At 70.9% G+C, this 20,867-nt stretch carries 19 protein-coding genes; 2 read left to right on the top strand and 17 right to left on the bottom strand.

Features of this window, described 5'->3' with window-relative positions; all coding sequences use genetic code 11:
- Positions 1-198: 198 nt before the first annotated feature.
- The 11 genes from pyrF to JOF44_RS00580 form a co-directional block, all read right to left on the bottom strand.
- Positions 199-1,044: an orotidine-5'-phosphate decarboxylase gene (gene pyrF / locus JOF44_RS00630; RefSeq protein ID WP_209886080.1), complete on the bottom strand. Its 846-nt coding sequence runs from the start codon at positions 1,042-1,044 to the stop codon at positions 199-201.
- Complete coding sequence (carB, locus tag JOF44_RS00625) at positions 1,041-4,394, bottom strand: carbamoyl-phosphate synthase large subunit (protein WP_209886078.1); 3,354 nt, start codon at positions 4,392-4,394, stop codon at positions 1,041-1,043. The genes pyrF and carB overlap by 4 nt, the downstream gene beginning before the upstream one ends.
- Positions 4,394-5,686, bottom strand: a complete 1,293-nt coding sequence (gene carA / locus JOF44_RS00620; protein ID WP_209886075.1) for a glutamine-hydrolyzing carbamoyl-phosphate synthase small subunit — start codon at positions 5,684-5,686, stop codon at positions 4,394-4,396. Before carA ends, carB begins: the two co-directional genes overlap by 1 nt.
- Positions 5,683-6,174 carry a PH-like domain-containing protein gene (locus JOF44_RS00615; RefSeq protein ID WP_209886072.1) on the bottom strand — a complete coding sequence of 164 codons (492 nt, stop codon included), beginning with the start codon at positions 6,172-6,174 and terminating at the stop codon, positions 5,683-5,685. The genes carA and JOF44_RS00615 overlap by 4 nt, the downstream gene beginning before the upstream one ends.
- Positions 6,174-7,505: a dihydroorotase gene (locus tag JOF44_RS00610; RefSeq protein ID WP_209895553.1), complete on the bottom strand. Its 1,332-nt coding sequence runs from the start codon at positions 7,503-7,505 to the stop codon at positions 6,174-6,176. The genes JOF44_RS00615 and JOF44_RS00610 overlap by 1 nt, the downstream gene beginning before the upstream one ends.
- Positions 7,506-7,518: 13 nt before the next feature.
- Positions 7,519-8,481, bottom strand: a complete 963-nt coding sequence (locus tag JOF44_RS00605) for an aspartate carbamoyltransferase catalytic subunit (RefSeq protein WP_209886070.1) — start codon at positions 8,479-8,481, stop codon at positions 7,519-7,521.
- Entirely contained in the window at positions 8,478-9,122 is a 645-nt protein-coding gene (gene pyrR, locus JOF44_RS00600; RefSeq protein WP_209886067.1) for a bifunctional pyr operon transcriptional regulator/uracil phosphoribosyltransferase PyrR, read from the bottom strand. The genes JOF44_RS00605 and pyrR overlap by 4 nt, the downstream gene beginning before the upstream one ends.
- A 125-nt stretch (positions 9,123-9,247) precedes the next feature.
- Positions 9,248-9,784, bottom strand: coding sequence for a transcription antitermination factor NusB (nusB, locus tag JOF44_RS00595; RefSeq protein WP_209886064.1), 537 nt, complete (start codon positions 9,782-9,784; stop codon positions 9,248-9,250).
- A 1-nt stretch (position 9,785) separates the two neighbouring features.
- Positions 9,786-10,343 carry an elongation factor P gene (gene efp, locus JOF44_RS00590; protein WP_209886061.1) on the bottom strand — a complete coding sequence of 186 codons (558 nt, stop codon included), beginning with the start codon at positions 10,341-10,343 and terminating at the stop codon, positions 9,786-9,788.
- 74 nt (positions 10,344-10,417) lie between these two features.
- The gene (locus JOF44_RS00585) at positions 10,418-11,035 is read right to left on the bottom strand and encodes a MarR family transcriptional regulator (protein ID WP_209886058.1); all 618 of its coding nucleotides are present in this window, start codon (positions 11,033-11,035) and stop codon (positions 10,418-10,420) included.
- Between the two features lie 193 nt (positions 11,036-11,228).
- The gene (locus tag JOF44_RS00580) at positions 11,229-12,833 is read right to left on the bottom strand and encodes an ABC-F family ATP-binding cassette domain-containing protein (protein WP_209886055.1); all 1,605 of its coding nucleotides are present in this window, start codon (positions 12,831-12,833) and stop codon (positions 11,229-11,231) included.
- 298 nt (positions 12,834-13,131) lie between these two features.
- Between JOF44_RS00580 and ald the strand changes: the two genes are divergently transcribed.
- On the top strand, positions 13,132-14,247 hold the full coding sequence (gene ald, locus JOF44_RS00575) for an alanine dehydrogenase (RefSeq protein WP_209886052.1): 1,116 nt from the start codon (positions 13,132-13,134) through the stop codon (positions 14,245-14,247).
- A gap of 177 nt (positions 14,248-14,424) precedes the next feature.
- On the opposite strand, the gene JOF44_RS00570 is transcribed toward ald, so the two are convergent.
- The 6 genes from JOF44_RS00570 to JOF44_RS20925 all read right to left on the bottom strand — a co-directional run bounded on the left by JOF44_RS00570 (position 14,425) and on the right by JOF44_RS20925 (position 19,521).
- Entirely contained in the window at positions 14,425-14,757 is a 333-nt protein-coding gene (locus JOF44_RS00570) for a metal-sulfur cluster assembly factor (protein WP_209886049.1), read from the bottom strand.
- A gap of 100 nt (positions 14,758-14,857) precedes the next feature.
- On the bottom strand, positions 14,858-15,619 hold the full coding sequence (gene sufC / locus JOF44_RS00565) for a Fe-S cluster assembly ATPase SufC (protein ID WP_209886046.1): 762 nt from the start codon (positions 15,617-15,619) through the stop codon (positions 14,858-14,860).
- Between the two features lie 68 nt (positions 15,620-15,687).
- Positions 15,688-16,026 carry a non-heme iron oxygenase ferredoxin subunit gene (locus tag JOF44_RS00560; RefSeq protein WP_209886043.1) on the bottom strand — a complete coding sequence of 113 codons (339 nt, stop codon included), beginning with the start codon at positions 16,024-16,026 and terminating at the stop codon, positions 15,688-15,690.
- Positions 16,026-17,360, bottom strand: coding sequence for a Fe-S cluster assembly protein SufD (gene sufD, locus JOF44_RS00555; RefSeq protein WP_209886041.1), 1,335 nt, complete (start codon positions 17,358-17,360; stop codon positions 16,026-16,028). The genes JOF44_RS00560 and sufD overlap by 1 nt, the downstream gene beginning before the upstream one ends.
- Positions 17,360-18,787: a Fe-S cluster assembly protein SufB gene (gene sufB, locus JOF44_RS00550; protein ID WP_209886038.1), complete on the bottom strand. Its 1,428-nt coding sequence runs from the start codon at positions 18,785-18,787 to the stop codon at positions 17,360-17,362. Before sufB ends, sufD begins: the two co-directional genes overlap by 1 nt.
- Complete coding sequence (locus tag JOF44_RS20925; protein WP_209886035.1) at positions 18,784-19,521, bottom strand: helix-turn-helix transcriptional regulator; 738 nt, start codon at positions 19,519-19,521, stop codon at positions 18,784-18,786. The genes sufB and JOF44_RS20925 overlap by 4 nt, the downstream gene beginning before the upstream one ends.
- Before the next feature lie 271 nt (positions 19,522-19,792).
- Here JOF44_RS20925 and JOF44_RS00540 point away from each other — a divergent pair, with 271 nt between their 5' ends.
- Positions 19,793-20,857 carry a glutathione S-transferase family protein gene (locus JOF44_RS00540; RefSeq protein WP_209886032.1) on the top strand — a complete coding sequence of 355 codons (1,065 nt, stop codon included), beginning with the start codon at positions 19,793-19,795 and terminating at the stop codon, positions 20,855-20,857.
- Positions 20,858-20,867: the final 10 nt, after the last annotated feature.

Below are 20,867 nucleotides of genomic sequence, written 5' to 3'. Positions count from 1 at the left end.
TCTCTTGCTGGTGACGGGCGGGAACCGGAAGGGCCCCGCTGTTCGAAGAGCGTAACCCCCATGGCGTGTCCGAGCCCACTTCTGACACGCACAATCCCAGGTCCGGTGCGGTTCGGACCCGGGTCGAGACCCCTTCGCAGGCCTCCGGGACGGCCCGTCGGGCGGCCCCCGAGGGGCCGGGACGGAGGCTCGCGCGGGTCAGCGGTACTGCGCGCTCAGCTGCCGTGCTCGGGCCGTCAGAGCGGCTGGGTCGGGCCCGGCGGACAAGAGACCACGGGACAGCGAAACCAGCACGTGACCTGCATTGTCACCGAACACCTCGGACATCTGCGCCGGTCCTGCGCCCTGGGCTCCGAACCCCGGGGCGAGCAGGGGTGCCCAGGGCGCGGCGCGGTCGAGGCCGAGCCGTCGATAGGCGTCCCCGACCGTCGCCCCGACCACCAGGCCGACGCTCCCCCACTCCCCCGGCACGCCGGATCCGAGATCCTCGGCGTGTCGCGCGATCTCGCGCGCCACCGGCGTGTCATCACGGGTCAGGGCATGCTGGACCTGCGGACCATCGGGATTGGAGGTCAGCGCGAGCAGGAACACTCCCTTGCCGTGCTCGAGCGCGAGCTGGACGGCAGGATCCGTCGACCCGGCCCCGAGGTACGGGCTGACGGTGATGGCATCCGCCTCGAGCGGGGCTCCCGGACGCAGGTGCGCCTCGGCATAGGCCGCCATGGTGGAGCCGATGTCCCCGCGCTTGACGTCGAGGATGGTGAGCACCCCGCGGGCGCGGGCGGCAGCGAGCAGCTCCTCGAGCACCGCGACGCCGGCGGCGCCGTGGCGCTCGTAGAAGGCCGACTGCGGCTTGATCGCGCAGACCTCGCCCGCGACGGCGTCCAGCGCCGTGCGCGAGAACGCGGCCAGCCCCTGGGGCGTGTCCGGCAGGGACCACGCCTGCAGCAGCGCGGCGTGGGGATCGATGCCGGCGACGATCCGCCCCTGGGCGTCGACCGCCTCGCGCAGCCGGGCCCCGAAGGCGTCCGCCGACCGGCTCATGCGTCCGCCCGGGCGGCGCGGCCCTCGACGAGTCGACGGGTGTGCTCCTGGAGGCTGCCCACCTCGAAGGGCTCCACGGGATGCGCCTCGATCGCCTGCACCGCGGCCTGGAATTCCTGCAGGGTCGTGATCATGGGCACGTCCATGCTGGTCGCAGCCGCCCGGATGGCGTACCCGTCCACGCGCGCGTTCGAGCCCGACGGCGTGTTCAGCACCAGGGCGACCTCGCCGGTCTCGATCAGCTCGATGACGCTCGCCCCGTCCCCCGTCTCCGAGGCCTTGCGCAGCACCGTGCAGGGGATCCCCGAGCGGCGCAGCACCCGCCCGGTGCCGGCGGTGGTGAGGATGTCGAAGCCGAGGGCGGCCAGACGCGCGACCGGCAGGGCGAGGGCGCGCTTGTCGGCGTCGGCGACGGAGACGAACACGCTGCCCGTGGAGGGGAGTCCCTGGCCGGATATCGCCAGCTGGGACTTGGCGAAGGCCAGGGGGAAGGTGGCATCCAGGCCCATCACCTCGCCGGTCGAGCGCATCTCGGGGCCGAGCACCGAGTCCACTGCGCGCCCCTCGGGGGTGCGGAAGCGCTTGAAGGGCAGCACGGCCTCCTTGACAGCGATCGGGGCGTCGTCGGGGAGGTCCGCGCCGTCGCCGTGGGCCGGCAGCAGCCCGGCCGCGCGCAGCTGGGCGATCGACTCCCCCGCCATCACGCGGGCCGCGGCCTGGGCCAGCGGGACTCCGGTGGCCTTGGCGACGAAGGGCACCGTGCGAGAGGCGCGCGGGTTGGCCTCCAGGACGTACAGGATGCCCTGGGCCAGCGCGTACTGGACGTTGAGCAGCCCGCGCACGCCCACGCCCTCGGCGATCCCGAGGGTGGAGGTGCGGATGCGCTCCAGGACCGTGTCGGACAGCGAGACCGGCGGCAGGGTGCACGCCGAGTCGCCGGAGTGGATGCCGGCCTCCTCGATGTGCTCCATGACGCCCCCGAGGTAGAGCTCCTCGCCGTCGAACAGGGCGTCGACGTCGATCTCGATGGCGGTGTCCAGGAAGCTGTCGATGAGGATGGGCGCGTCCGCACGGCCGCCGTCGGGCAGGTTGCGGCTGACGTAGTCGACCAGGCCGGCCTGGTCATAGACGATCTCCATGCCGCGTCCGCCGAGCACGTAGCTGGGGCGCACGAGCACCGGATATCCGACCTCCGCCGCGACATCCTGCGCGTCCTGCAGCCCCCAGGCGGTGCCGTAGGGCGGTGCCGGGAGGTTCGCGTCGGCGAGGACGGCCCCGAAGTGGCCTCGGTCCTCGGCGAGGTCGATGGCCGAGGGGCTGGTGCCGATGATCGGCAGCCCCGCCTCCTCGAGCCGTCCGGCCAGTCCCAGCGGGGTCTGGCCGCCGAGCTGGACGATCACCCCGGCGACGGGGCCCGCCGCCTTCTCCGCCTCGTACACCTCGACGACGTCCTCGAAGGTCAGAGGCTCGAAATAGAGCCGGTCGGCGATGTCGTAATCGGTCGAGACCGTCTCGGGGTTGCAGTTGACCATGACGGTCTCGTAGCCGCCGCCGGGCAGATCGCGGTCGCCGAGGGCGAGCGCGGCGTGGACGCAGGAGTAGTCGAACTCGATGCCCTGGCCGATGCGGTTCGGGCCCGATCCCAGGATCAGGATCGCGGGGCGTTCGCGCGGCTCGATCTCGGTCTCCTGGTCGTAGGTCGAGTAGTGGTACGGGGTGGCCGAGGCGAACTCCGCGGCGCAGGTGTCGACCGTCTTGAAGACCGGGTTGATGCCGAGGGCCTCGCGCACGCCCTTGACCACGTCGCCGTGCTGGCCGCGCAGGCGGCCGATCTGGTCGTCGGACAGGCCGTGGCGCTTGGCCAGCGCCAGCAGCGGGGCATCGAGCACCTCGGAGCCGCGCACCTCGGCGGCGATCTCGGCCATCAGCAGCATCTGGTCGAGGAACCAGCGGTCGATCCAGGTCGCTTCCACCAGGCGATCCAGCGTCTCCGCGGGATCGACGACGCCCTCGGCCGCGGCCCACAGGATGCGGGAGACGGTCACCAGACGGGTGTCGGTGGGCGTGCGCACCTCCTCCAGCAGCGACGCCACCTCGGTGACGGACGGCGGCGTGCCCTCGTAGGTCGGCGCGGCCCCCTTCACGTCGATCGAGCGCTGGGCCTTGCCGAGGGCCTCGGTGAAGTTCCGCCCCAGGGCCATCGCCTCGCCGACGGACTTCATGGTGGTGGTCAGGGTCGGGTCCGCCGCCGGGAACTTCTCGAAGGCGAAGCGCGGCACCTTGACCACGACGTAGTCCAGCGCCGGCTCGAAGCTGGCCGGCGTGGTGCCGGTGATGTCGTTGCGGATCTCGTCGAGCGAGTAGCCGATGGCCAGCCGCGCGGCGATCTTCGCGATCGGGAAGCCGGTGGCCTTCGAGGCCAGCGCGGAGGATCGGGAGACGCGCGGGTTCATCTCGATGACGACCACGCGTCCGGTCTCGGGGTGGGTCGCGAACTGCACGTTGCAGCCGCCGGTGTCGACCCCGACCTCGCGGATGATGGCGATGCCGAGGTCGCGCAGGGTCTGCATCTCGACGTCGGTGAGGGTGAGCGCCGGGGCCACCGTCACGGAGTCGCCGGTGTGCACGCCGACGGCGTCGACGTTCTCGATGGAGCAGACCACCACGCAGTTGTCATTGCGGTCGCGCATCAGCTCCAGCTCGAACTCCTTCCAGCCCAGGATGGACTCCTCCAGGAGCACCTCGGTGGTCGGCGAGTAGTGCAGGCCGTCGCCCCCGATCCGACGCAGGTCCGCCTCGTCGTAGGCCATGCCCGAGCCGAGGCCGCCCATGGTGAAGCTGGGGCGCACCACCATGGGATAGCCGAGCTCCTCGGCGCCGTCCAGCAGGTCCTCGACGCTGTGGCAGATCTTCGAGCGCGCCGATTCGCCGCCGACGCGCTCGACGACCTCCTTGAACAGCTGGCGGTCCTCTGCCTTGTTGATCGCCTCGAGGCTCGCACCGATCATCTCGACGCCGAACTCCGCCAGGGTGCCGTTGCGGGCCAGGGAGATCGCGGCGTTCAGCGCCGTCTGCCCTCCGAGGGTGGGCAGCAGGGCGTCGGGGCGCTCGGCGGCGATGATCGAGCGGATGATGTCGGGATCGATCGGCTCGATGTAGGTGGCATCGGCGATGTCCGGATCGGTCATGATCGTCGCCGGGTTGGAGTTGACGAGGATGACCCGCAGGCCCTCCTCGCGCAGCACGCGGCAGGCCTGGGTGCCGGAGTAGTCGAACTCGGCGGCCTGGCCGATGACGATCGGGCCGGATCCGATGACGAGGACGGAGGAGATGTCGGGACGACGGGGCATCAGGACTCCTTCTGCGAGGACGGGAGGGTGTCGGCGGCGGAGCCGGGGAGGCCGGAGGAGCCGGCGGGGCCGGCGGAGTCGGCGGAGCCGCCGCGTCGCCCCGCCACGAGGTCCGCGAGTCGATCGAAGAGGTAGGAGGCGTCGTGCGGTCCACCGGCCGCCTCGGGGTGGTACTGGACGGAGTAGGCGGGACGATCCAGGCACCGGATGCCCTCGACGACGTCGTCGTTGAGACCGACGTGGGTGACGACGACCCGGCCGTAGCGGCCGCCCTGGTGCGGGGCGACGTGCTCGCCCTGGAGCGGGACGTCGACGGCGAAGCCGTGGTTGTGGGCGGTGATCTCGACCTTCCCGGTCTCGCGGTCCAGCACGGGCTGGTTGATGCCGCGGTGGCCGAACTTCAGCTTGTAGGTGTCGAAGCCGAGCGCCCGCCCCAGCAGCTGATTGCCGAAGCAGATGCCGAAGAAGGGCAGATCCGCGTCCAGGACGCCGCGCAGCAGGTCGACCTGGGCGTCCGCCGCGGCGGGGTCGCCGGGGCCGTTGGAGAAGAACACGGCGTCGGGACGGGTGGCGAGCAGCTCGTCCAGGGTGGAGGTCGCCGGCAGCAGGTGGACCCGCAGGCCGCGGGAGAGCATGCTGCGCGGCGAGGCGCCCTTGATGCCGAGGTCGACCGCGGCGACGGTGCCGATCGCCTCCCCCTCGGGCTCCAGGACGACGGGCTGGGCGATGGTCACCTCCTCGACGAAGCTCGCGCCGCTCATCGTGGGCTGCTCGCGCACCGTCTCGAGCAGCTCCTGCTCGGAGGCCTCCAGAGCCGCCCCGGAGAAGATGCCGCCGCGCATCGAGCCGACCTCGCGCAGGATGCGGGTGAGCATCCGGGTGTCGATGTCGCTGATGCCGACGACGTCGCTGCTCGCCAGCAGGTCGTCGAGGGACTGCTCGGCGCGGTAGCTGGAGACGATGCGGCTGGCATCGCGCACGGCGTATCCGCGCACCCAGAGCTTCCGGGACTCCATGTCCTGGGCGTTCGCCCCGGTGTTGCCGATGTGCGGCGCGGTCTGCACCACGATCTGCCCGGCGTAGGAGGGGTCGGAGAGGGTCTCCTGGTACCCGGTCATGCCGGTGGTGAAGACGACCTCGCCCAGACGGGAACCGCGGGCGCCGTAGGCGGAGCCGCGCAGGACGGTGCCGTCCTCGAGGACCAGCAGCGCCCGCTCGGCTCGGGCGCGGGAGGTCCGGGGGCGGGGGGAGGATGCCGACGTCGAGGACGGGGGCGGGGCAGAGGCGGTCATGAGTGCTCCTTCCGGGAGAGCAGGAGGTCGTGGTCCTCGCGTCGGGCGAGACGCAGACCGGTGTCGAGGAGCTGGTCGCCGAGGCGCCAGCGGAGGATGAGGACGCCGTCGCCGCCGATGAACTTGCCGGCCATGCCGGGCCCGGCGGTGATCTCGTCGACGGCGGAGGCGGGGACGGTGAGGGAACGGGCCCCCTCCCGGTCGATGTGCCAGGTGCCGCCGGAGCCGACGGTGACCTCGGCCGCGGCCCGCTGGCCGAGGCCATGGGCGACGATGCGCTCCAGCGGGCGGCCGGCGAGCACCGTGCTGACGTAGATCGCGGCCAGGGGCCCGACCTCGGTGTCCTCGCCGAGCTGGGGAAGCGTCGCCGCGGACGGAGCGGGCAGATCCTGCTGGGAGCGTCCTCGGCGTCGCCAGCCCCGGGCCATCAGCGCCAGGATCACCACGAACAGGGCGGCCAGGGCCAGGACCGGCACCAGCTGCTCCATCAGCGGACCACCACGACGCCGTCGCGCACGGTGGCGCGGCCGGCGAGGACGGTCAGACGGTTCGTCCCGGGCAGGTCGAGACCGGCGAACGGCGAGTTGCGACCGCGGGAGGCGTGCTCGGCGGGGTCGGCGGGCCGCACCGGGCGCGGGTCCCACACCAGCAGGTGTGCGGGGGCGCCGGGGGCGAGCGGGCGTCCCTGGTCCGCATCGCGCCCGATCTCCGCGGGCTTCTCGGACAGCACCCGGGCGACGTCCCGCCAGGTCAGCCGGCCGGGATCGACCATGGTGTGCTGGACGAGCGAGAGAGCGGTCTCGAGACCGGTCATGCCCATCGCGGCCTGGTCCCATTCGCGGTCCTTGGCATCACGGGGATGGGGCGCGTGGTCGGTGGCGACGATGTCGATGGTGCCGTCGGCGAGACCCTCGCGGACCGCCTCGACGTCCTCGGCGGTGCGCAGGGGCGGGTTCACCTTGAACACCGGGTCGAAGCGGCGCACCGTCTCGTCGGTCAGCAGCAGGTGGTGCGGGGTGACCTCGGCCGTGACCGCGATGCCGCGCTGCTTGGCCCAGCGCACGATGTCGACGCTGCCGGCGGTGGACAGGTGGCACACGTGCAGACGGGAGCCGACGTGGTGGGCCAGCAGCACGTCGCGGGCGATGATCGACTCCTCGGCGACCGCCGGCCAGCCGGACAGCCCCAGCTCGGCGGAGACGACGCCCTCGTGCATCTGGGCGCCCTCGGTCAGTCGCGGGTCCTGGGCGTGCTGGGCGATGACCCCGTCGAAGGACTTCACGTATTCCAGGGCGCGGCGCATCAGCACCGGGTCGTGCACGCACTTGCCGTCGTCGCTGAACACGCGGACCTGGGCGCGGGAGTTGGCCATCGCGTCCAGTTCGGCGAGGCGCTCGCCCGCCAGGCCCACCGTCACGGCGCCGACGGGCCGGACGGCGCACCAGCCGGCGCTCTCCCCGCGGCGCGCGACCTGCTCGACGACGCCGGCGGTGTCGGCCACGGGCATCGTGTTGGCCATCGCGTGCACCGCGGTGAAGCCCCCGCGGGCGGCGGCACGGGTGCCGGTCTCGACCGTCTCGGCCTCCTCCCCGCCGGGTTCGCGCAGGTGGGTGTGGAGGTCCACCAGGCCGGGCAGCACGATGCAGCCGTCGGCCTCGACGATCTCGACGCCGGCAGGCGCCTCGAGGTCGGTGCCGACGGACTCGATGCGTCCGTCGACCAGGAGCAGGTCCATCACGTCCTCGCCGTAGGGGCGGCCGCCGCGGATCAGCAGGGGGACGGCTGCGCCGTCCGCGCCGGGTGCGGTCCCGCCATCCACGACGGGTGCGGTCTCAGATCTCACGGGGCGCCTCCCAGGCGTCGGTGGCGAGCAGGTGGTACAGCACGGCCATGCGCACGAACACCCCGGAGGCGACCTGCTCGACGATGACGCTGCGCGGGGAGTCCGCGACGTCGCCGGCGATCTCGAAGCCGCGGTTCATGGGACCAGGGTGCAGGACGATCGCGTGCGGTGGCAGGGAGTCGGCCCGAGCCGTGGTCAGGCCGTAGCGGCGGGAGTACTCCCCCGCCGTGGGGAAGAAGCCGCCGCCGATCATGCGCTCGCTCTGGACCCGCAGCATCATCACCGCGTCGGGGCCCGCCGCGAGGGCCACGTCGAGGTCGTAGAGGATCTCGCAGGGCCAGGCATCCGCCCCGACCGGCACCAGGGCGGGTGGGGCGACGAGGGTCACGCGGGCGCCGAGCAGCGTCAGCAGCAGCACGTTCGAGCGCGCCACCCGGGAGTGCAGGAGGTCGCCGACGATGACCACGTGCAGGCCGTCGAGGCCCGCCCCGGGGTCGTCGGGGCGCAGATGGCGGCGCAGGGTGAAGGCGTCGAGCATCGCCTGGGTGGGGTGCTCATGGGCACCGTCGCCCGCGTTGACGATGGGCTGGTCGATCCACCCGGCGTGGGCCAGGAGATGGGCGGCCCCCGCGGAGCCGGAGCGCACCACGACGGCGTCGGCCCCCATGGCCTGCAGCGTCAGGGCGGTGTCCTTGAGGGATTCGCCCTTGGAGACGCTCGAGCCCTTGGCGGAGAAGTTGATGACGTCCGCCGAGAGCCGCTTGGCGGCGGCCTCGAAGCTGATCCGCGTGCGGGTGGAGTCCTCGAAGAAGAGGTTCACCACGGTGGTGCCCACCAGAGTGGGCAGCTTGCGGATCGAGCGGGACTGGGTCTCGGCCATGTGCTCGGCCGTGGCCAGCACCGAGATGGCCTCGGCGCGATCGAGATCGGCGATGGAGATGAAGTGCCTCATGCGAGCCCCCCGCCCGTGACGTCGGTCCGGTCCGTCGCCTTGGCGTCGGGGCGGACGATGTCCACCGCGTCGGTGCCGTCGGTCTCGGCGAGCTGGACCTGCACCCGCTCGCTGCGGGAGGTGGGGAGGTTCTTGCCGACGTGGTCGGCCCGGATCGGCAGCTGCCGGTGGCCGCGGTCGACGAGCACGGCCAGCCGGACCGCGGCCGGGCGGCCGATGGCGCCGAGGGCGTCCAGGGCGGCGCGGACGGTGCGGCCGGAGTACAGCACGTCGTCGACCAGCACCACGGTGCGGCCGTCGATGCCCGCCCGCGGGATGCGGGTGGGGCTCGGGGCGCGCGTGGGATTGTGCCGCAGGTCGTCGCGGTACAGGGTGATGTCGAGGGAGCCCGCCAGGGCGTCGAGCGGACGGTCGTCGCCCTCCGCACGGATGATCTGCTCCGCGAGCCGGTGGGCCAGGGGGACGCCGCGGTGCGGGATGCCCAGGAGCACGAGGTCGTCGGCGCCGTGGCCGCTCTCGAGGATCTCGTGGGCGATGCGGGTCAGGGCTCGGCGGATCTCGTCCGCGCCGAGCACTCGGGAGCGCTGCGCCGCGGAGGCGTCCTCGGGGCCGGACGTCGCCGGGGGGTGCTGATCGTTCATGATTTCTCTCCCTTCCACGCCTCACGGGACGTGTCGTTAAAGGGTGCGGATGCTCGACGGAGCCGGGTCGAGTCTACGGGCCCGGCACGGGCACCGTCGGGGGCGACCACCCCTCGGACGATGGATCAGGTCAGCAGACCGCGGACATCGGCCAGACGCTGCAGCAGCCCGTTGACGAAGCGCGGGGAGTCGTCGGTCGAGAGCACCTCGGCGATCTTCGTGTACTCGCCGATGATCGCTCCCCGACCGGTCTCGTCGGCCCCGTACAGCACCTCGGCGCTGCCCAGGCGGAGGATGGCACGGTCCACGGCGGGCATCCGGTGCAGGGGCCAGTCCCGCGAGTGGGTCGCGATGTCCTCGTCGATGTCCTGCGCCTGCGGCGCGTAGAGCTCGACCAGCTCGCGCGAGGTCTGCGGCAGCGGGCTCTGGGCGGCGGTGCGCCGGACGCGTTCGGCGAGGACGTCGAGCACGTCCAGCTCCCGGGCGTCGGCCTCGAAGAGGACGTCGAGGGCGCGGATGCGATCGCGCGAGCGTCGGTGGAGGCGGTCGGTGGCCGCCGGCACCGTGCGCTCGAACTCGACCTCGGCCCCCTCCCGCCGCGGGAGGGGCAGGCCGGTGCCGCGTCGCGTGGCCGGGACGTCGGCGTCGGGAGTGCCGGTCACCTCAGGCTCGTTCCTTGTACTCGCCGGTGGCCGTGCTGACCTTGACCTGGTCGCCCTCGTTCAGGAACAGGGGCACCTGGATCTCACGCCCGGTCTCCAGGGTCGCGGGCTTGGTCCCGCCGCTGGAGCGGTCGCCCTGCAGGCCCGGCTCCGTCGTCGCCACGGTGAGCACGACGTTCGCGGGCAGTTCGACGAACAGCGGTGCGTCCTCGTGGAAGGCGACGACGACGTCCTGGTTCTCCGTCATGAAGTCCTTGGCGTCGCCGACGGTCTCCGGCGGAAGGCTGATCTGCTCGTAGTCGGAGGCATCCATGAAGACGAAGTCGGTGCCGTCGTTGTAGAGGTACTGCATGTCGCGTCGGTCGACGGTCGCGGTCTCGACCTTCGTGCCCGCGTTGAACGTCTTGTCGACGCCCTTGCCGGACATCACGTTCTTCAGCTTGGTGCGCACGAAGGCGGGGCCCTTGCCGGGCTTGACGTGCTGGAACTCGACCACGCTCCACAGCTGCTTGTCCAGAACGAGGACCATCCCGTTCTTCAGATCGTTCGTCGTCGCCATGAGTCTCCTCGGTTGTCGTCGGGGCGACCCCAGGGTACAGCGCGCTCAGACCCGTTCCGTCGGATGCGCGGACCTCACCGGGTCGACGTGAGGTCGATCATGCTCAGCAGGCGCACGGCCAGCGGATGGGCCGCGCTCTCCTCGCGCCAGCCGCTGGTGCGCACGGCCCGGGAGACGGTCTGCTGCGTCACGCCGAGCCGCTGCGCGAGCTGCACCTGGGTCGCCGCCGGATCCTCGCGCAGCGCTCGCACCGCCTGCCACTGACCGCGATTGCGGGTGCGGATCATCCAGCCGATCAGCCGCAGCACCGCCTCGGCGTCCTCGGCCGTCCCGCGCTGGCGCTCGTCGGCGGCGCGCACCATGATCGCCACGCCGGGGGTGGTCCGGGCGCCGCCCACCGCCGCGGCGGCGGCCTCGACCGCCGGTCCCGCCAGCTCGCGGACGGACCCGGGCAGCGGCCGGTCGACGGCCCCGATCCCGAGGCCGATCCGCCACGGACCCTCCTCGCGGGCGCGCAGCAGGGCGTCGAGCGCGTCCTCGGCCCGGGAGGCCGCCGCCAGGACCTCGGGCCCCGCCGTGCGTTCGGCGGGGCGGGCGAGCGGGACGGATCCCAGGGCCTCCAGCAGGGCCGGCACCGGGTCGGAGCCCGCGGAGGCGCGCACCGCGGCGCCGGAGAAGGACAGGACGAACATGCGGATCTCACCCTTCGGCGCCGCGATCGCGACGCGCTCTGGACATGCTGGCATCAGCGGAAACCGGCTGTGCTCCATCATACAGCGATGATCCGCTGAGCCGCGGGATTCCCTGCCGCATGCCGCCGCCGACGGACGACCGCTCCGGAACCGATCGCGTGGACACGTGGTGCGCCCTGGCCGCCGGACGGGCTCAGGCCAGTTCGACGAGCTCCTGGTATTCGGCGTTCCACAGGTCCTCGACCGCGTCGGGCATCATCAGCACCCGCTCCGGGGAGAGGGAGGAGACCGCGCCGGCGTCGTGGGAGACCAGCACCACCGCGCCCTCGAACGCCGCGAGCGCTCCGAGGATCTCCTCGCGGCTGGCGGGGTCGAGGTTGTTCGTCGGCTCGTCCAGCAGCAGCACGTTCGCGCTGGAGACCACGAGGGCGGCCAGGGCGAGACGGGTCTTCTCGCCTCCCGACAGCACGTGGGTGGGCTTGTGGACCTCGTCCCCGGTGAACAGGAAGGAGCCGAGGATCTTGCGGGCCTCGACCTCCGGCAGCTCGTAGGCCGCGGTCATCATGTTCTCCAGCACGGTGCGATCGAGGTCGAGCGTCTCGTGCTCCTGGGCGTAATAGCCGACGCGGAGGCCGTGGCCGGGCAGGATGCCGCCGGTGTCCGGCTGGTCGACGCCGGCGAGGATCCTCAGCAGCGTGGTCTTGCCCGCGCCGTTCAGGCCCAGGACCACCACGCGGGATCCGCGGTCGATCGCGAGGTCCACCCCGGCGAAGATCTCGAGGCTGCCGTAGGACTTCGAGAGATCCTGGGCCATCAGCGGGGTCTTGCCGCAGGAGGCGGGCTTGGGGAAGCGCAGAGAGGCGACGCGGTCCTGCTGCCGCTCCCCCTCGACCCCGTCCATCATCCGCTCGGCGCGCTTGAGCATGTTCTGGGCGGCGACGGCCTTGGTGGCCTTGGCGCGCATCTTCTCCGCCTGGGCGGTCAGGGCGGTCGCCTTCTTCGCGGCGTTCTGGTGCTCGCGCTTGCGGCGCTTCTCGTCGTCCTCGCGCTGGCGCTGGTAGAGCTTCCAGCCCATGTTGTACATGTCGATCACGGAGCGGTTCGCGTCGAGGTAGAACACCTTGTTGACGACGTGCTCGACGATCTCCAGGTCGTGGCTGATGATGATCAGCCCGCCCCGGTAGGTCATCAGGTACTCGCGCAGCCAGATGACGGAGTCGGCGTCGAGATGGTTGGTGGGCTCGTCCAGGATCATGGTCGAGGCCTGGGAGAACAGGATCCGGGCGAGCTCGACGCGGCGGCGCTGACCGCCGGAGAGGGTGCCCAGCTCCTGGTCGAGCAGACGGTTGGGCAGGCCCAGGTTCGCGGCCATCCGCTTGGCCTCGGCCTCGGCCGCGTAGCCGCCGACGGCATCCAGCTCGGCCTCCAGGCGCGGGTAGCGGTTCATGGCCTTCTCGCGGCGGGCCTCGGTCAGGCTCATGTCCCCCATCTCCTCCTCGGCGCGGCGCAGGCGGCGCAGCACGCCGTCGAGGCCGCGGGCGGAGAGGATGCGGGCGATCACCGGTTCGACGTCGTCGCCGCTGTGGGTGTCCTGGGGGAGGTAGCCGAGCTCGCCGGTCACCTCGACCGAGCCCTCCGAGGGCTCCAGGGTGCCCGCGAGCACCTTCGTCAGGGTCGTCTTGCCGGCGCCGTTGCGCCCCACCAGGCCGACGCGGTCGCCGTCGGTGAGCCGGAAGGAGACGTCACTCATGAGCAGCCGGGCACCGACGCGGATGGCGAGGTCGTGCACGGTGATCACAGAATCGTTCTCCTCGAGGTCGCAAGGTCGTCGGAGCGGGCGGTGGCCCGCAGGCCCCGAGGCCCGAGCAGCGGTGGCGACCCGGGACGGAGCCGGGACGAGTCTAGGTGCGCAGCCTCCCGACAGCCTCCGAATTCCGCCCGACGGTGCCACGGACCACAGTGCGCAGTCATGGCGGCCGGCCCACACGGGATGGTCACCGTGTCCGTCCGCCATCCGCGGGACCGAGGTGCGATGCTGGTGATCAGCGGTCGCCGCGGGCGGCCGGTCACGACGCGTGGAGCGAGGAGGCTTCGACATGCTCATCGGGGTGCCCCGGGAGATCAAGAACAACGAGAACCGGGTGGGCCTGACGGCAGCCGGGGTCCATGAGCTCGTCGTCCGCGGCCACCAGGTGGCGGTCGAGAGCAGTGCCGGGCTGGGAGCCCGGATCACCGACGAGGACTACCGCGCGGCGGGCGCGGAGATCCTGGCCACGGCCGAGGAGATCTGGGAGCGCTCCGGCATGATCGTCAAGGTCAAGGAGCCGCTGGAGGCCGAGTATCCGCTGCTGCGCCGCGGCCAGGTGCTGCTGACCTATCTGCACCTGGCGGCGGACAAGGCGCTGACCGAGGCGCTGCTGTCCTCGGGCGTCACGGCGATCGCCTACGAGACGGTCCAGCGTCCGGACCGCTCCCTGCCCCTGCTCGCCCCCATGTCCATGATCGCCGGGCGCCTCGCGACCCAGGTCGCGGCCTACCACCTGATGGCTCCCGTGGGCGGCTCCGGGATGCTGATGGGCGGGGTGCCCGGCACCGACGAGGCCGACGTGCTCATCATCGGCGGCGGCATGGTCGGCGAGCAGGCGGCCATGATGGCCCACGGCCTGCACGCGGACGTCACGGTCATGGACCTCGACGTCTCGCGTCTGGGACAGATCGCCACCATGCATCACGGCGGCATCCTCACCCGCTACTCCACGACCCTGGAGCTGGCCCAGAAGATCCGCGAGGCCGACGTGGTGATCGGCTCCGTGCTGATCCCGGGCAAGAAGGCCCCGAAGCTGGTGACCGACGAGATGGTCGCAACCATGAAGCCCGGCTCGGTGCTGGTGGACGTGGCGATCGACCAGGGAGGCTGCTTCGAGAACTCTCATCCCACCACCCACGACGACCCCACTTTCGCGGTCCACGACACCGTGTTCTACTGCGTCGCGAACATGCCCGGCTCCGTCCCCGTGACCGCGACCTCGGCGCTGACCAATGCGACCCTGCCCTACGTGCTGAAGGTCGCCGACGCCGGCTGGCGCGACGCCCTGCGCGCCGATCCGGCGCTGGCGAAGGGCCTGCACACCCACGAGGGCGCCCTCACGCACCAGGGCACCGGCGAGGCGCACGGCCTCGAGGTCACCGCGACGGAGCAGGTCCTCGGCTGAGCCGGTGCTCGGCTGAGGCAGTGCTCGGCTGAGGCAGTGCTCGGCCGAGGCGGTGCACAGCCGACCGGGCCGAGAGCGAGAGATGTCCCTGGGGCCGGTGCGAATCGTCGCACCGGTCCCAGGGACATCCCTGCGCCGGACCGCGGGGCGCGGCGGTCGTGGCGGGGTCTCAGATCCTCAGAGGTTGAAGCCGATCGCGCGCAGCTGCTCGCGGCCGTCCTCCGTGATCTTCTCCATGCCCCACGGCGGCATCCACACCCAGTTGATGCGGTGGGACTCGGTGATGGGGTCGAGCATCGCGAACGTCTGCTCCTCGAGCATCTCCGTCAGCGGGCAGGCGGCGGAGGTGAGCGTCATGTCGACGACGGCGTTGCCGTCCTCGACGGTGACGCCGTAGACGAGACCGAGGTCGACGACGTTGATCCCGAGCTCGGGATCGATCACGTCCTTCATCGCTTCGATGACGTCCTCGGCGCTCACGGTCGCTGCCGGGGTCTGCTGGTCGGTCATGGCTTCCTCCCGATGAGGTGCGGGCCGCGATCGCGGACCGCGGATGAGGTGGGTCCGGACCGGCGCCGGGATCGCTCCCGCGCCGGTCCGGGAGATGGCGTCAGCCGGCGGCGCCGACGAGGTAGCGGTCGTAGCCCTCGGCCTCGAGGCGCTCGGCGAGCTCCGGGCCGCCCTGCTCCGCGACCTTGCCGCCCACGAAGACGTGGACGAAGTCCGGCGTCACGTGCTGCAGGATGCGGGTGTAGTGGGTGATCAGCATGATGCCGACGTCGGTGGTCTCCTTGGCACGGTTGATGCCCTCGGAGACGATGCGCAGCGCATCGACGTCGAGGCCGGAGTCGGTCTCGTCGAGGATGGCGATCGCGGGCTTCAGCAGCTGCATCTGCAGGATCTCGTGGCGCTTCTTCTCGCCGCCGGAGAAGCCCTCGTTGACGTTGCGCTCGGCGAAGACCGGGTCCATGCGCAGGTCCTCCATCGAGCCCTTCATGTCCTTGACCCAGGTGCGCAGCGAGGGGGCCTCGCCGTCGATCGCGGTCTTGGCGGTGCGCAGGAAGTTCGAGACGGTCACGCCGGGGACCTCGACGGGGTACTGCATGGCGAGGAAGAGGCCGGCGCGGGCGCGCTCGTCGATGCTCATCTCCAGCACGTCCTCACCGTCGAGGGTCAGCTCGCCCTCGGTGATCTGGTACTTGGGATGGCCGGCGATGGCGTAGGCGAGGGTCGACTTGCCGGATCCGTTCGGGCCCATGATGGCGTGGGTCTCCCCGGAGCGGATGGTCAGGTCGACACCCTTGAGGATCTCCTTGGTGCCCTCGGGCGTCTCGACGGTGGCGTGGAGGTTCTTGATCTCCAGAACAGACATGTGCGGTTCTCCTTGACCAGGGAATGGTGGGTTCGGGGGCGGGCATCGCGGCGCGGCGCCCGCAGTGATCAGGTGTCGGCGGCGGCGGTCGGATCCACGAGGATCTCGCCGCTGCTCTCGTCGACCCGCACGGGGAAGACCCGCACGGGAAGGACGGCCGGGAGCTGGAGAGGACGACCGGAGACCAGGTCGAACTGGCTGCCGTGCTTCCAGCATTCGATGGTGCAGCCCTCGACGTCGCCGTCGCTCAGCGGGATCTCCTCGTGCGAGCAGACGTCCTCGAGGGCGTGGACGCCTCCGTCCTCGTCGCGCACCAGGGCGATCTCGATGCCGCCTGCGACGACATCGATCGCCTCGCCGGCATCGAGCTGGGCGAGGGTGGCGACGGGGAGGAAGGCGTCCGACATCAGCTCATGCTCCGGGAGAGCTCGGTCTCGATCGACTCGGTGAGGTGCTCGCGGATCTCCGGGACGTCGATCCGCTGGATCAGCTCGGCGAAGAAGCCGCGCACGACCAGGCGGCGGGCCTCCTTCTCCGGGATCCCGCGGGCGCGCAGGTAGAACAGCTGCTCATCGTCGAAGCGACCGGTGGCGGCGGCGTGGCCGGCACCCTCGATCTCCCCGGTCTCGATCTCCAGGTTCGGCACCGAGTCGGCGCGTGCGCCCTCGGTGAGCACCAGGTTGCGATTGAGCTCGTAGGTGTTGGTCCCCTCGGCCTCCTTGCGGATCAGCACGTCGCCGACCCACACCGAGCGGGCGCTCCGGCCCTGCAGCGCGCCCTTGTAGGCGGAGTCCGAGGTGCAGTTCGGGGCCGTGTGGTCCACGAACAGGCGGTGCTCGAGGAACTGGCCCTCGTCGGAGAAGTACAGGCCGAGGTTCTCGACCTCGCCGCCGGGGTGGACGAGATCGGAGATCGTGTTCACCCGCACGGCGCTGCCCCCGAGGGTGACCACGATGTGCTTGATCTTCGCGTCGCGACCGATGGCCCCGTGGTGGGTGGCGATGTGCAGGGCGTCGTCGTCCCAGTCCTGCAGGGAGATGACGGTCATCTGCGAGTTGTCGCCGGCGACCATCTCGACGTTCTGCGCGTACTGCGCCGACCCGGTGTGGTTCAGCACGAAGGTCGCGGAGGAGGATTCCTTCGTCTCCAGCACGACGTGGGCGTTGGCCCGACGGTCGGCGCCGCGCCCGGTGATCTCGACCCGGAACGGCTCGGCGAGGTCCGTGTTCTTCGGGGCCACCAGGTGCAGGGCCTGCTCGCTGCGCACCGAGGCGACGGCGGAGGGAAGGTCCTCGGGCACCAGCACGGTGCCGCGGGGAGCCTCGCCGACGGCGAGCGTGGACACCTCGGGAGCCCCCTCGGGGACCTCCACCTGATAGTCCACCGCGGGGTCGCCCTCGCGATCGTCGGTGGCGGTGTCCGTCAGCAGCGGGGCGAAGCGGCGCAGCGGGGTGAAGCGCCACTCCTCGATGTCGCTGGTGGGCCGCTCGTGGTCGGAGAGCTCGAAGGAGCGTGCGCGGTCGCCGCGGTTGTGGGCGCCGTGCGCGGCGGACTGCTCGTCCGTCAGGGTCATGCCCTCGTCCTCGAGCTCCGCGGCGGCCGCGGAGTCCTCGCCGCCGGCGGCCAGGGCATCCCGGGCGGCCATGGGCGCGGCGCCCGCGGCGTGGCCGGCGTTCTCGTCGGCCGCAGGATCACCTGCGTACTCCGCATCCTTGAGTTCGGTCATGTCGGAGGTGGTCATCAACCGACTGCTCCTTCCATCTGCAGCTCGATCAGGCGGTTCAGTTCGAGGGCGTACTCCATCGGGAGTTCGCGCGCGATGGGTTCGATGAACCCGCGCACGATCATGGCCATCGCCTCGGTCTCCTCCATGCCGCGGCTCCTCAGGTAGAAGAGCTGCTCCTCGGAGACCTTGGAGACGGTGGCCTCGTGGCCCATCTGCACGTCGTCGACGCGGACGTCGACGTAGGGGTAGGTGTCGGTGCGGGAGATCTGGTCCACCAGCAGCGCATCGCACAGCACGGTCGAGGCGGAGTGCTCCGCCCCCGGCATCACCTGGACCAGGCCGCGGTACGAGCTGCGACCGCCGCCGCGCGAGACCGACTTGGACACGATCGAGCTCGTGGTGTGCGGTGCCATGTGCACCATCTTCGAGCCGGTGTCCTGGTGCTGGCCCTCGCCGGCGAAGGCGACCGAGAGCGTCTCGCCGCGAGCGTGCTCGCCCATCAGCCACACGGCCGGGTACTTCATGGTGACCTTCGAGCCGATGTTGCCGTCGACCCATTCCATGGAGCCGCCCTGCTCGACCGTGGTGCGCTTGGTGACCAGGTTGTACACGTTGTTCGACCAGTTCTGGATGGTCGTGTAGCGCACATCGGCGTCCTTCTTCACCACGATCTCGACGACCGCGCTGTGCAGCGAGTCCGACTGGTAGATCGGCGCGGTGCATCCCTCGACGTAGTGCACGGAGGAGCCCTCGTCGGCGATGATCAGGGTGCGCTCGAACTGACCCATGTTCTCGGTGTTGATCCGGAAGTAGGCCTGCAGCGGGATCTCCACGTGGACGCCCTTGGGGACGTAGACGAAGGAGCCGCCCGACCACACGGCGGTGTTCAGCGCGGAGAACTTGTTGTCCCCGGCGGGGATCACGGTGCCGAAGTACTCCTCGAACAGCTCGGGGTAGTCCCGCAGACCCGTATCGGTGTCCACGAAGATGACGCCCTGCTCCTCGAGGTCCTCCCGGATCTGGTGGTAGACGACCTCGGACTCGTACTGCGCGGCGACACCGGCGACGAGGCGCTGCTTCTCGGCCTCCGGGATGCCCAGGCGGTCGTAGGTCTCCTTGATGTCGGCCGGGAGGTCCTCCCAGTCCGTGACCTGCTTCTCGGTGGAGCGCACGAAGTACTTGATCGTGTCGAAGGCGATGCCGGACAGGTCCGGGCCCCAGGTGGGCAGCGGCTTCTTGTCGAACAGCTTCAGGGCCTTCAGGCGGCGCTTCAGCATCCACTCCGGCTCGTCCTTCAGCGCGGAGATGTTGCGGACGACGTCCTCGCTCAGGCCGCGCCGGGCGGTGGCGCCGGCCGTGTCTTCGTCGTGCCAGCCATAGGCGTACTGGCCCATGGAATCGATGATCTCGTCCTGGGAGAGCTTTTCTGGTGCGGTCGTCATGGTGTCCTTCCCTCGGTGAGCGGAATGTGTGTCGTGCAGCAATGGGCGCCCTGCGCCAGGGTGGCCAGGCGTTGGACGGGCGCTCCGATGATTCGGGAGATGACTCGGGATTCGGCCTCGCACAGCTCAGGATGGTCCGCGGCGACGTCGAGGACGGGGCAGTGACCATGGCACAGCTGCGCTGTGACGAGCGTACGCGGGGTCGCGCCCTCTCGTGCACCCGGGGTGGGCAAGGGGACGTGGAGAGGGCGCACCGTGGTGGCGTACCCCCGGGAAGTCAGCAGGTCGGCGAGCAGCTCGACCTTGCGGGCGAGGGTGACCTGCTCCCCCGCCGCCTCTCGTGCGGCGACGACCTCGGCCAGGGCCGTCTCCCAGTCGGCGACCCGACGCTCGGCCAGCTCGGACACGGCCGTCTCGCCCCCGCGACGGGCGAGCTCCTCGACCGCCATCACGGCCAGCTCGTCGTAGCCGCCGGGGAGGTTCTCGTGCGCGGCCTTCGAGAGCACGAACGCCTTGCTGGGGCGTCCGCGTCCGCGACTGACGACCGGCATTTCGTGCTCGGCGATGACGTCCTCGGCCTCGAGCGCCGCGAGATGACGCCGGACGGCCGCACTGGTGAGCCCGAAACGCTCCGCCAGCTGGCGTGCGGTGATCGGCCCGTGCGCCGAGATCGCCTCGACGAGACGGTCTCGCGTGGCCGGCGGACCCGCTGGATCCAGATCTGGTGCGGTCATGTCATCACCCTCTCCCGTCGACCACTTGTTATTTTACAACATACGGCTTGCCAAATAGGTCCCGCAAGGTGTGCACCACAGCACCAAGGCTGCCCTTACCTGCAAAATCATCCTGTCGGCCAGGTCGGACCGGAGCAGACCGGATCGAACCGGTCAAACCGGATCGGGCCGGTTCAACGAACGTCGCTTCCATTTACTACCGCTTTCAACTACTCTGGTGGCCTCAGCGCCGCCACCACCGCGCCCCACCGGAGAACGAAGAAGGGACACCATGACCGCCGAGGACCGCACCACCGCCGAGCACTCGACGGAGGGTTCCTACGTCCACAAGGGCAAGCCCTTCGATCGGGACATGACCTACATCGACGACCGCATCACCCGTGACGGCCGGGACGGCTGGCCCGTCGAGGAGGGCCGCTACCGGCTGATCGCCGCCCGCGCCTGCCCCTGGGCGAACCGCACGCTGATCTCCCGGCGCCTGCTCGGGCTCGAGGATGCGATCTCGGTCGGCATGCCCGGCCCCACCCACGATCGTCGCTCCTGGACCTTCGACCTCGACGAGGACGGCGTCGACCCGGTCCTGGGCTACGAGCGCCTGCAGCAGGCCTACTTCGCCCGGTTCCCCGACTATCCGCGCGGCATCACCGTTCCGGCCGTCGTGGACATCCCCTCGAAGGCCGTGGTGACCAACGACTTCCAGCAGATCACGCTGGACTTCGCCACCGAGTGGACCGCGCTGCACCGCGACGGCGCCCCGGATCTCTATCCGGAGGGTCAGCGGGAGGAGATCGATGCCCTGAACCGGTGGATGCTGCATCGGGTGAACAACGGGGTCTACAAGGTGGGCTTCGCCGGTTCTCAGGAGGACTACGAGAGGGAGTACCGCGAGCTGTGGGCGGCCCTGGATGAGCTCGAGGAGCGCCTGGGCGACCGTCGCTACCTGATGGGGCCGTCGATCACGGAGGCCGATGTGCGTCTGTTCCCCACCCTGATCCGCTTCGACCCCGTCTACTTCGGCCACTTCAAGGCGAACCGTCAGCCGTTGGCGACGATGCCGAACCTGTGGAACTACACCAAGGACCTGTTCCAGACCCCGGGCTTCGGCGACACCGTCGATCTGACGCAGATCAAGACGCACTACTACTTCGTGCACGAGGACATCAACCCCACTCAGGTCGTGCCGCTCGGTCCGGACATGAGTCATCTGCTGGAGGCCCACGACCGCGACCGCCTCACCACGAACACCTGGGGCGACGGCGGCACCGCCCCCGCGGCCCCGCCGGCCGCGGAGGTCGTCGATCCCGCTCACACCCCGCTGTCCGTGACCGGGCGCTGACCCTCCCGGC

Source organism: Brachybacterium fresconis, from assembly GCF_017876515.1.
Classification (GTDB): Bacteria; Actinomycetota; Actinomycetes; order Actinomycetales; family Dermabacteraceae; genus Brachybacterium; species Brachybacterium fresconis.
Note: the sequence above shows the minus strand (reverse complement) of the source record. Positions and strands in the feature narration are given on the sequence as shown.

What these genes read in the sequence shown, in the direction of transcription:
- carB (WP_209886078.1), bottom strand. Translation starts at nt 4,394, where the DNA reads ATGCCCCGTCGTCCCGACATCTCCTCCGTCCTCGTCATCGGATCCGGC.
- pyrR (WP_209886067.1), bottom strand. Translation starts at nt 9,122, where the DNA reads ATGAACGATCAGCACCCCCCGGCGACGTCCGGCCCCGAGGACGCCTCC.
- JOF44_RS00560 (WP_209886043.1), bottom strand. Translation starts at nt 16,026, where the DNA reads ATGTCGGACGCCTTCCTCCCCGTCGCCACCCTCGCCCAGCTCGATGCC.
- ald (WP_209886052.1), top strand. Translation starts at nt 13,132, where the DNA reads ATGCTCATCGGGGTGCCCCGGGAGATCAAGAACAACGAGAACCGGGTG.
- JOF44_RS00585 (WP_209886058.1), bottom strand. Translation starts at nt 11,035, where the DNA reads ATGTTCGTCCTGTCCTTCTCCGGCGCCGCGGTGCGCGCCTCCGCGGGC.
- JOF44_RS20925 (WP_209886035.1), bottom strand. Translation starts at nt 19,521, where the DNA reads ATGACCGCACCAGATCTGGATCCAGCGGGTCCGCCGGCCACGCGAGAC.
- JOF44_RS00615 (WP_209886072.1), bottom strand. Translation starts at nt 6,174, where the DNA reads ATGGAGCAGCTGGTGCCGGTCCTGGCCCTGGCCGCCCTGTTCGTGGTG.
- pyrF (WP_209886080.1), bottom strand. Translation starts at nt 1,044, where the DNA reads ATGAGCCGGTCGGCGGACGCCTTCGGGGCCCGGCTGCGCGAGGCGGTC.
- carA (WP_209886075.1), bottom strand. Translation starts at nt 5,686, where the DNA reads ATGACCGCCTCTGCCCCGCCCCCGTCCTCGACGTCGGCATCCTCCCCC.
- JOF44_RS00605 (WP_209886070.1), bottom strand. Translation starts at nt 8,481, where the DNA reads ATGAGGCACTTCATCTCCATCGCCGATCTCGATCGCGCCGAGGCCATC.
- JOF44_RS00570 (WP_209886049.1), bottom strand. Translation starts at nt 14,757, where the DNA reads ATGACCGACCAGCAGACCCCGGCAGCGACCGTGAGCGCCGAGGACGTC.
- sufB (WP_209886038.1), bottom strand. Translation starts at nt 18,787, where the DNA reads ATGACGACCGCACCAGAAAAGCTCTCCCAGGACGAGATCATCGATTCC.
- sufD (WP_209886041.1), bottom strand. Translation starts at nt 17,360, where the DNA reads ATGACCACCTCCGACATGACCGAACTCAAGGATGCGGAGTACGCAGGT.
- JOF44_RS00540 (WP_209886032.1), top strand. Translation starts at nt 19,793, where the DNA reads ATGACCGCCGAGGACCGCACCACCGCCGAGCACTCGACGGAGGGTTCC.
- sufC (WP_209886046.1), bottom strand. Translation starts at nt 15,619, where the DNA reads ATGTCTGTTCTGGAGATCAAGAACCTCCACGCCACCGTCGAGACGCCC.
- efp (WP_209886061.1), bottom strand. Translation starts at nt 10,343, where the DNA reads ATGGCGACGACGAACGATCTGAAGAACGGGATGGTCCTCGTTCTGGAC.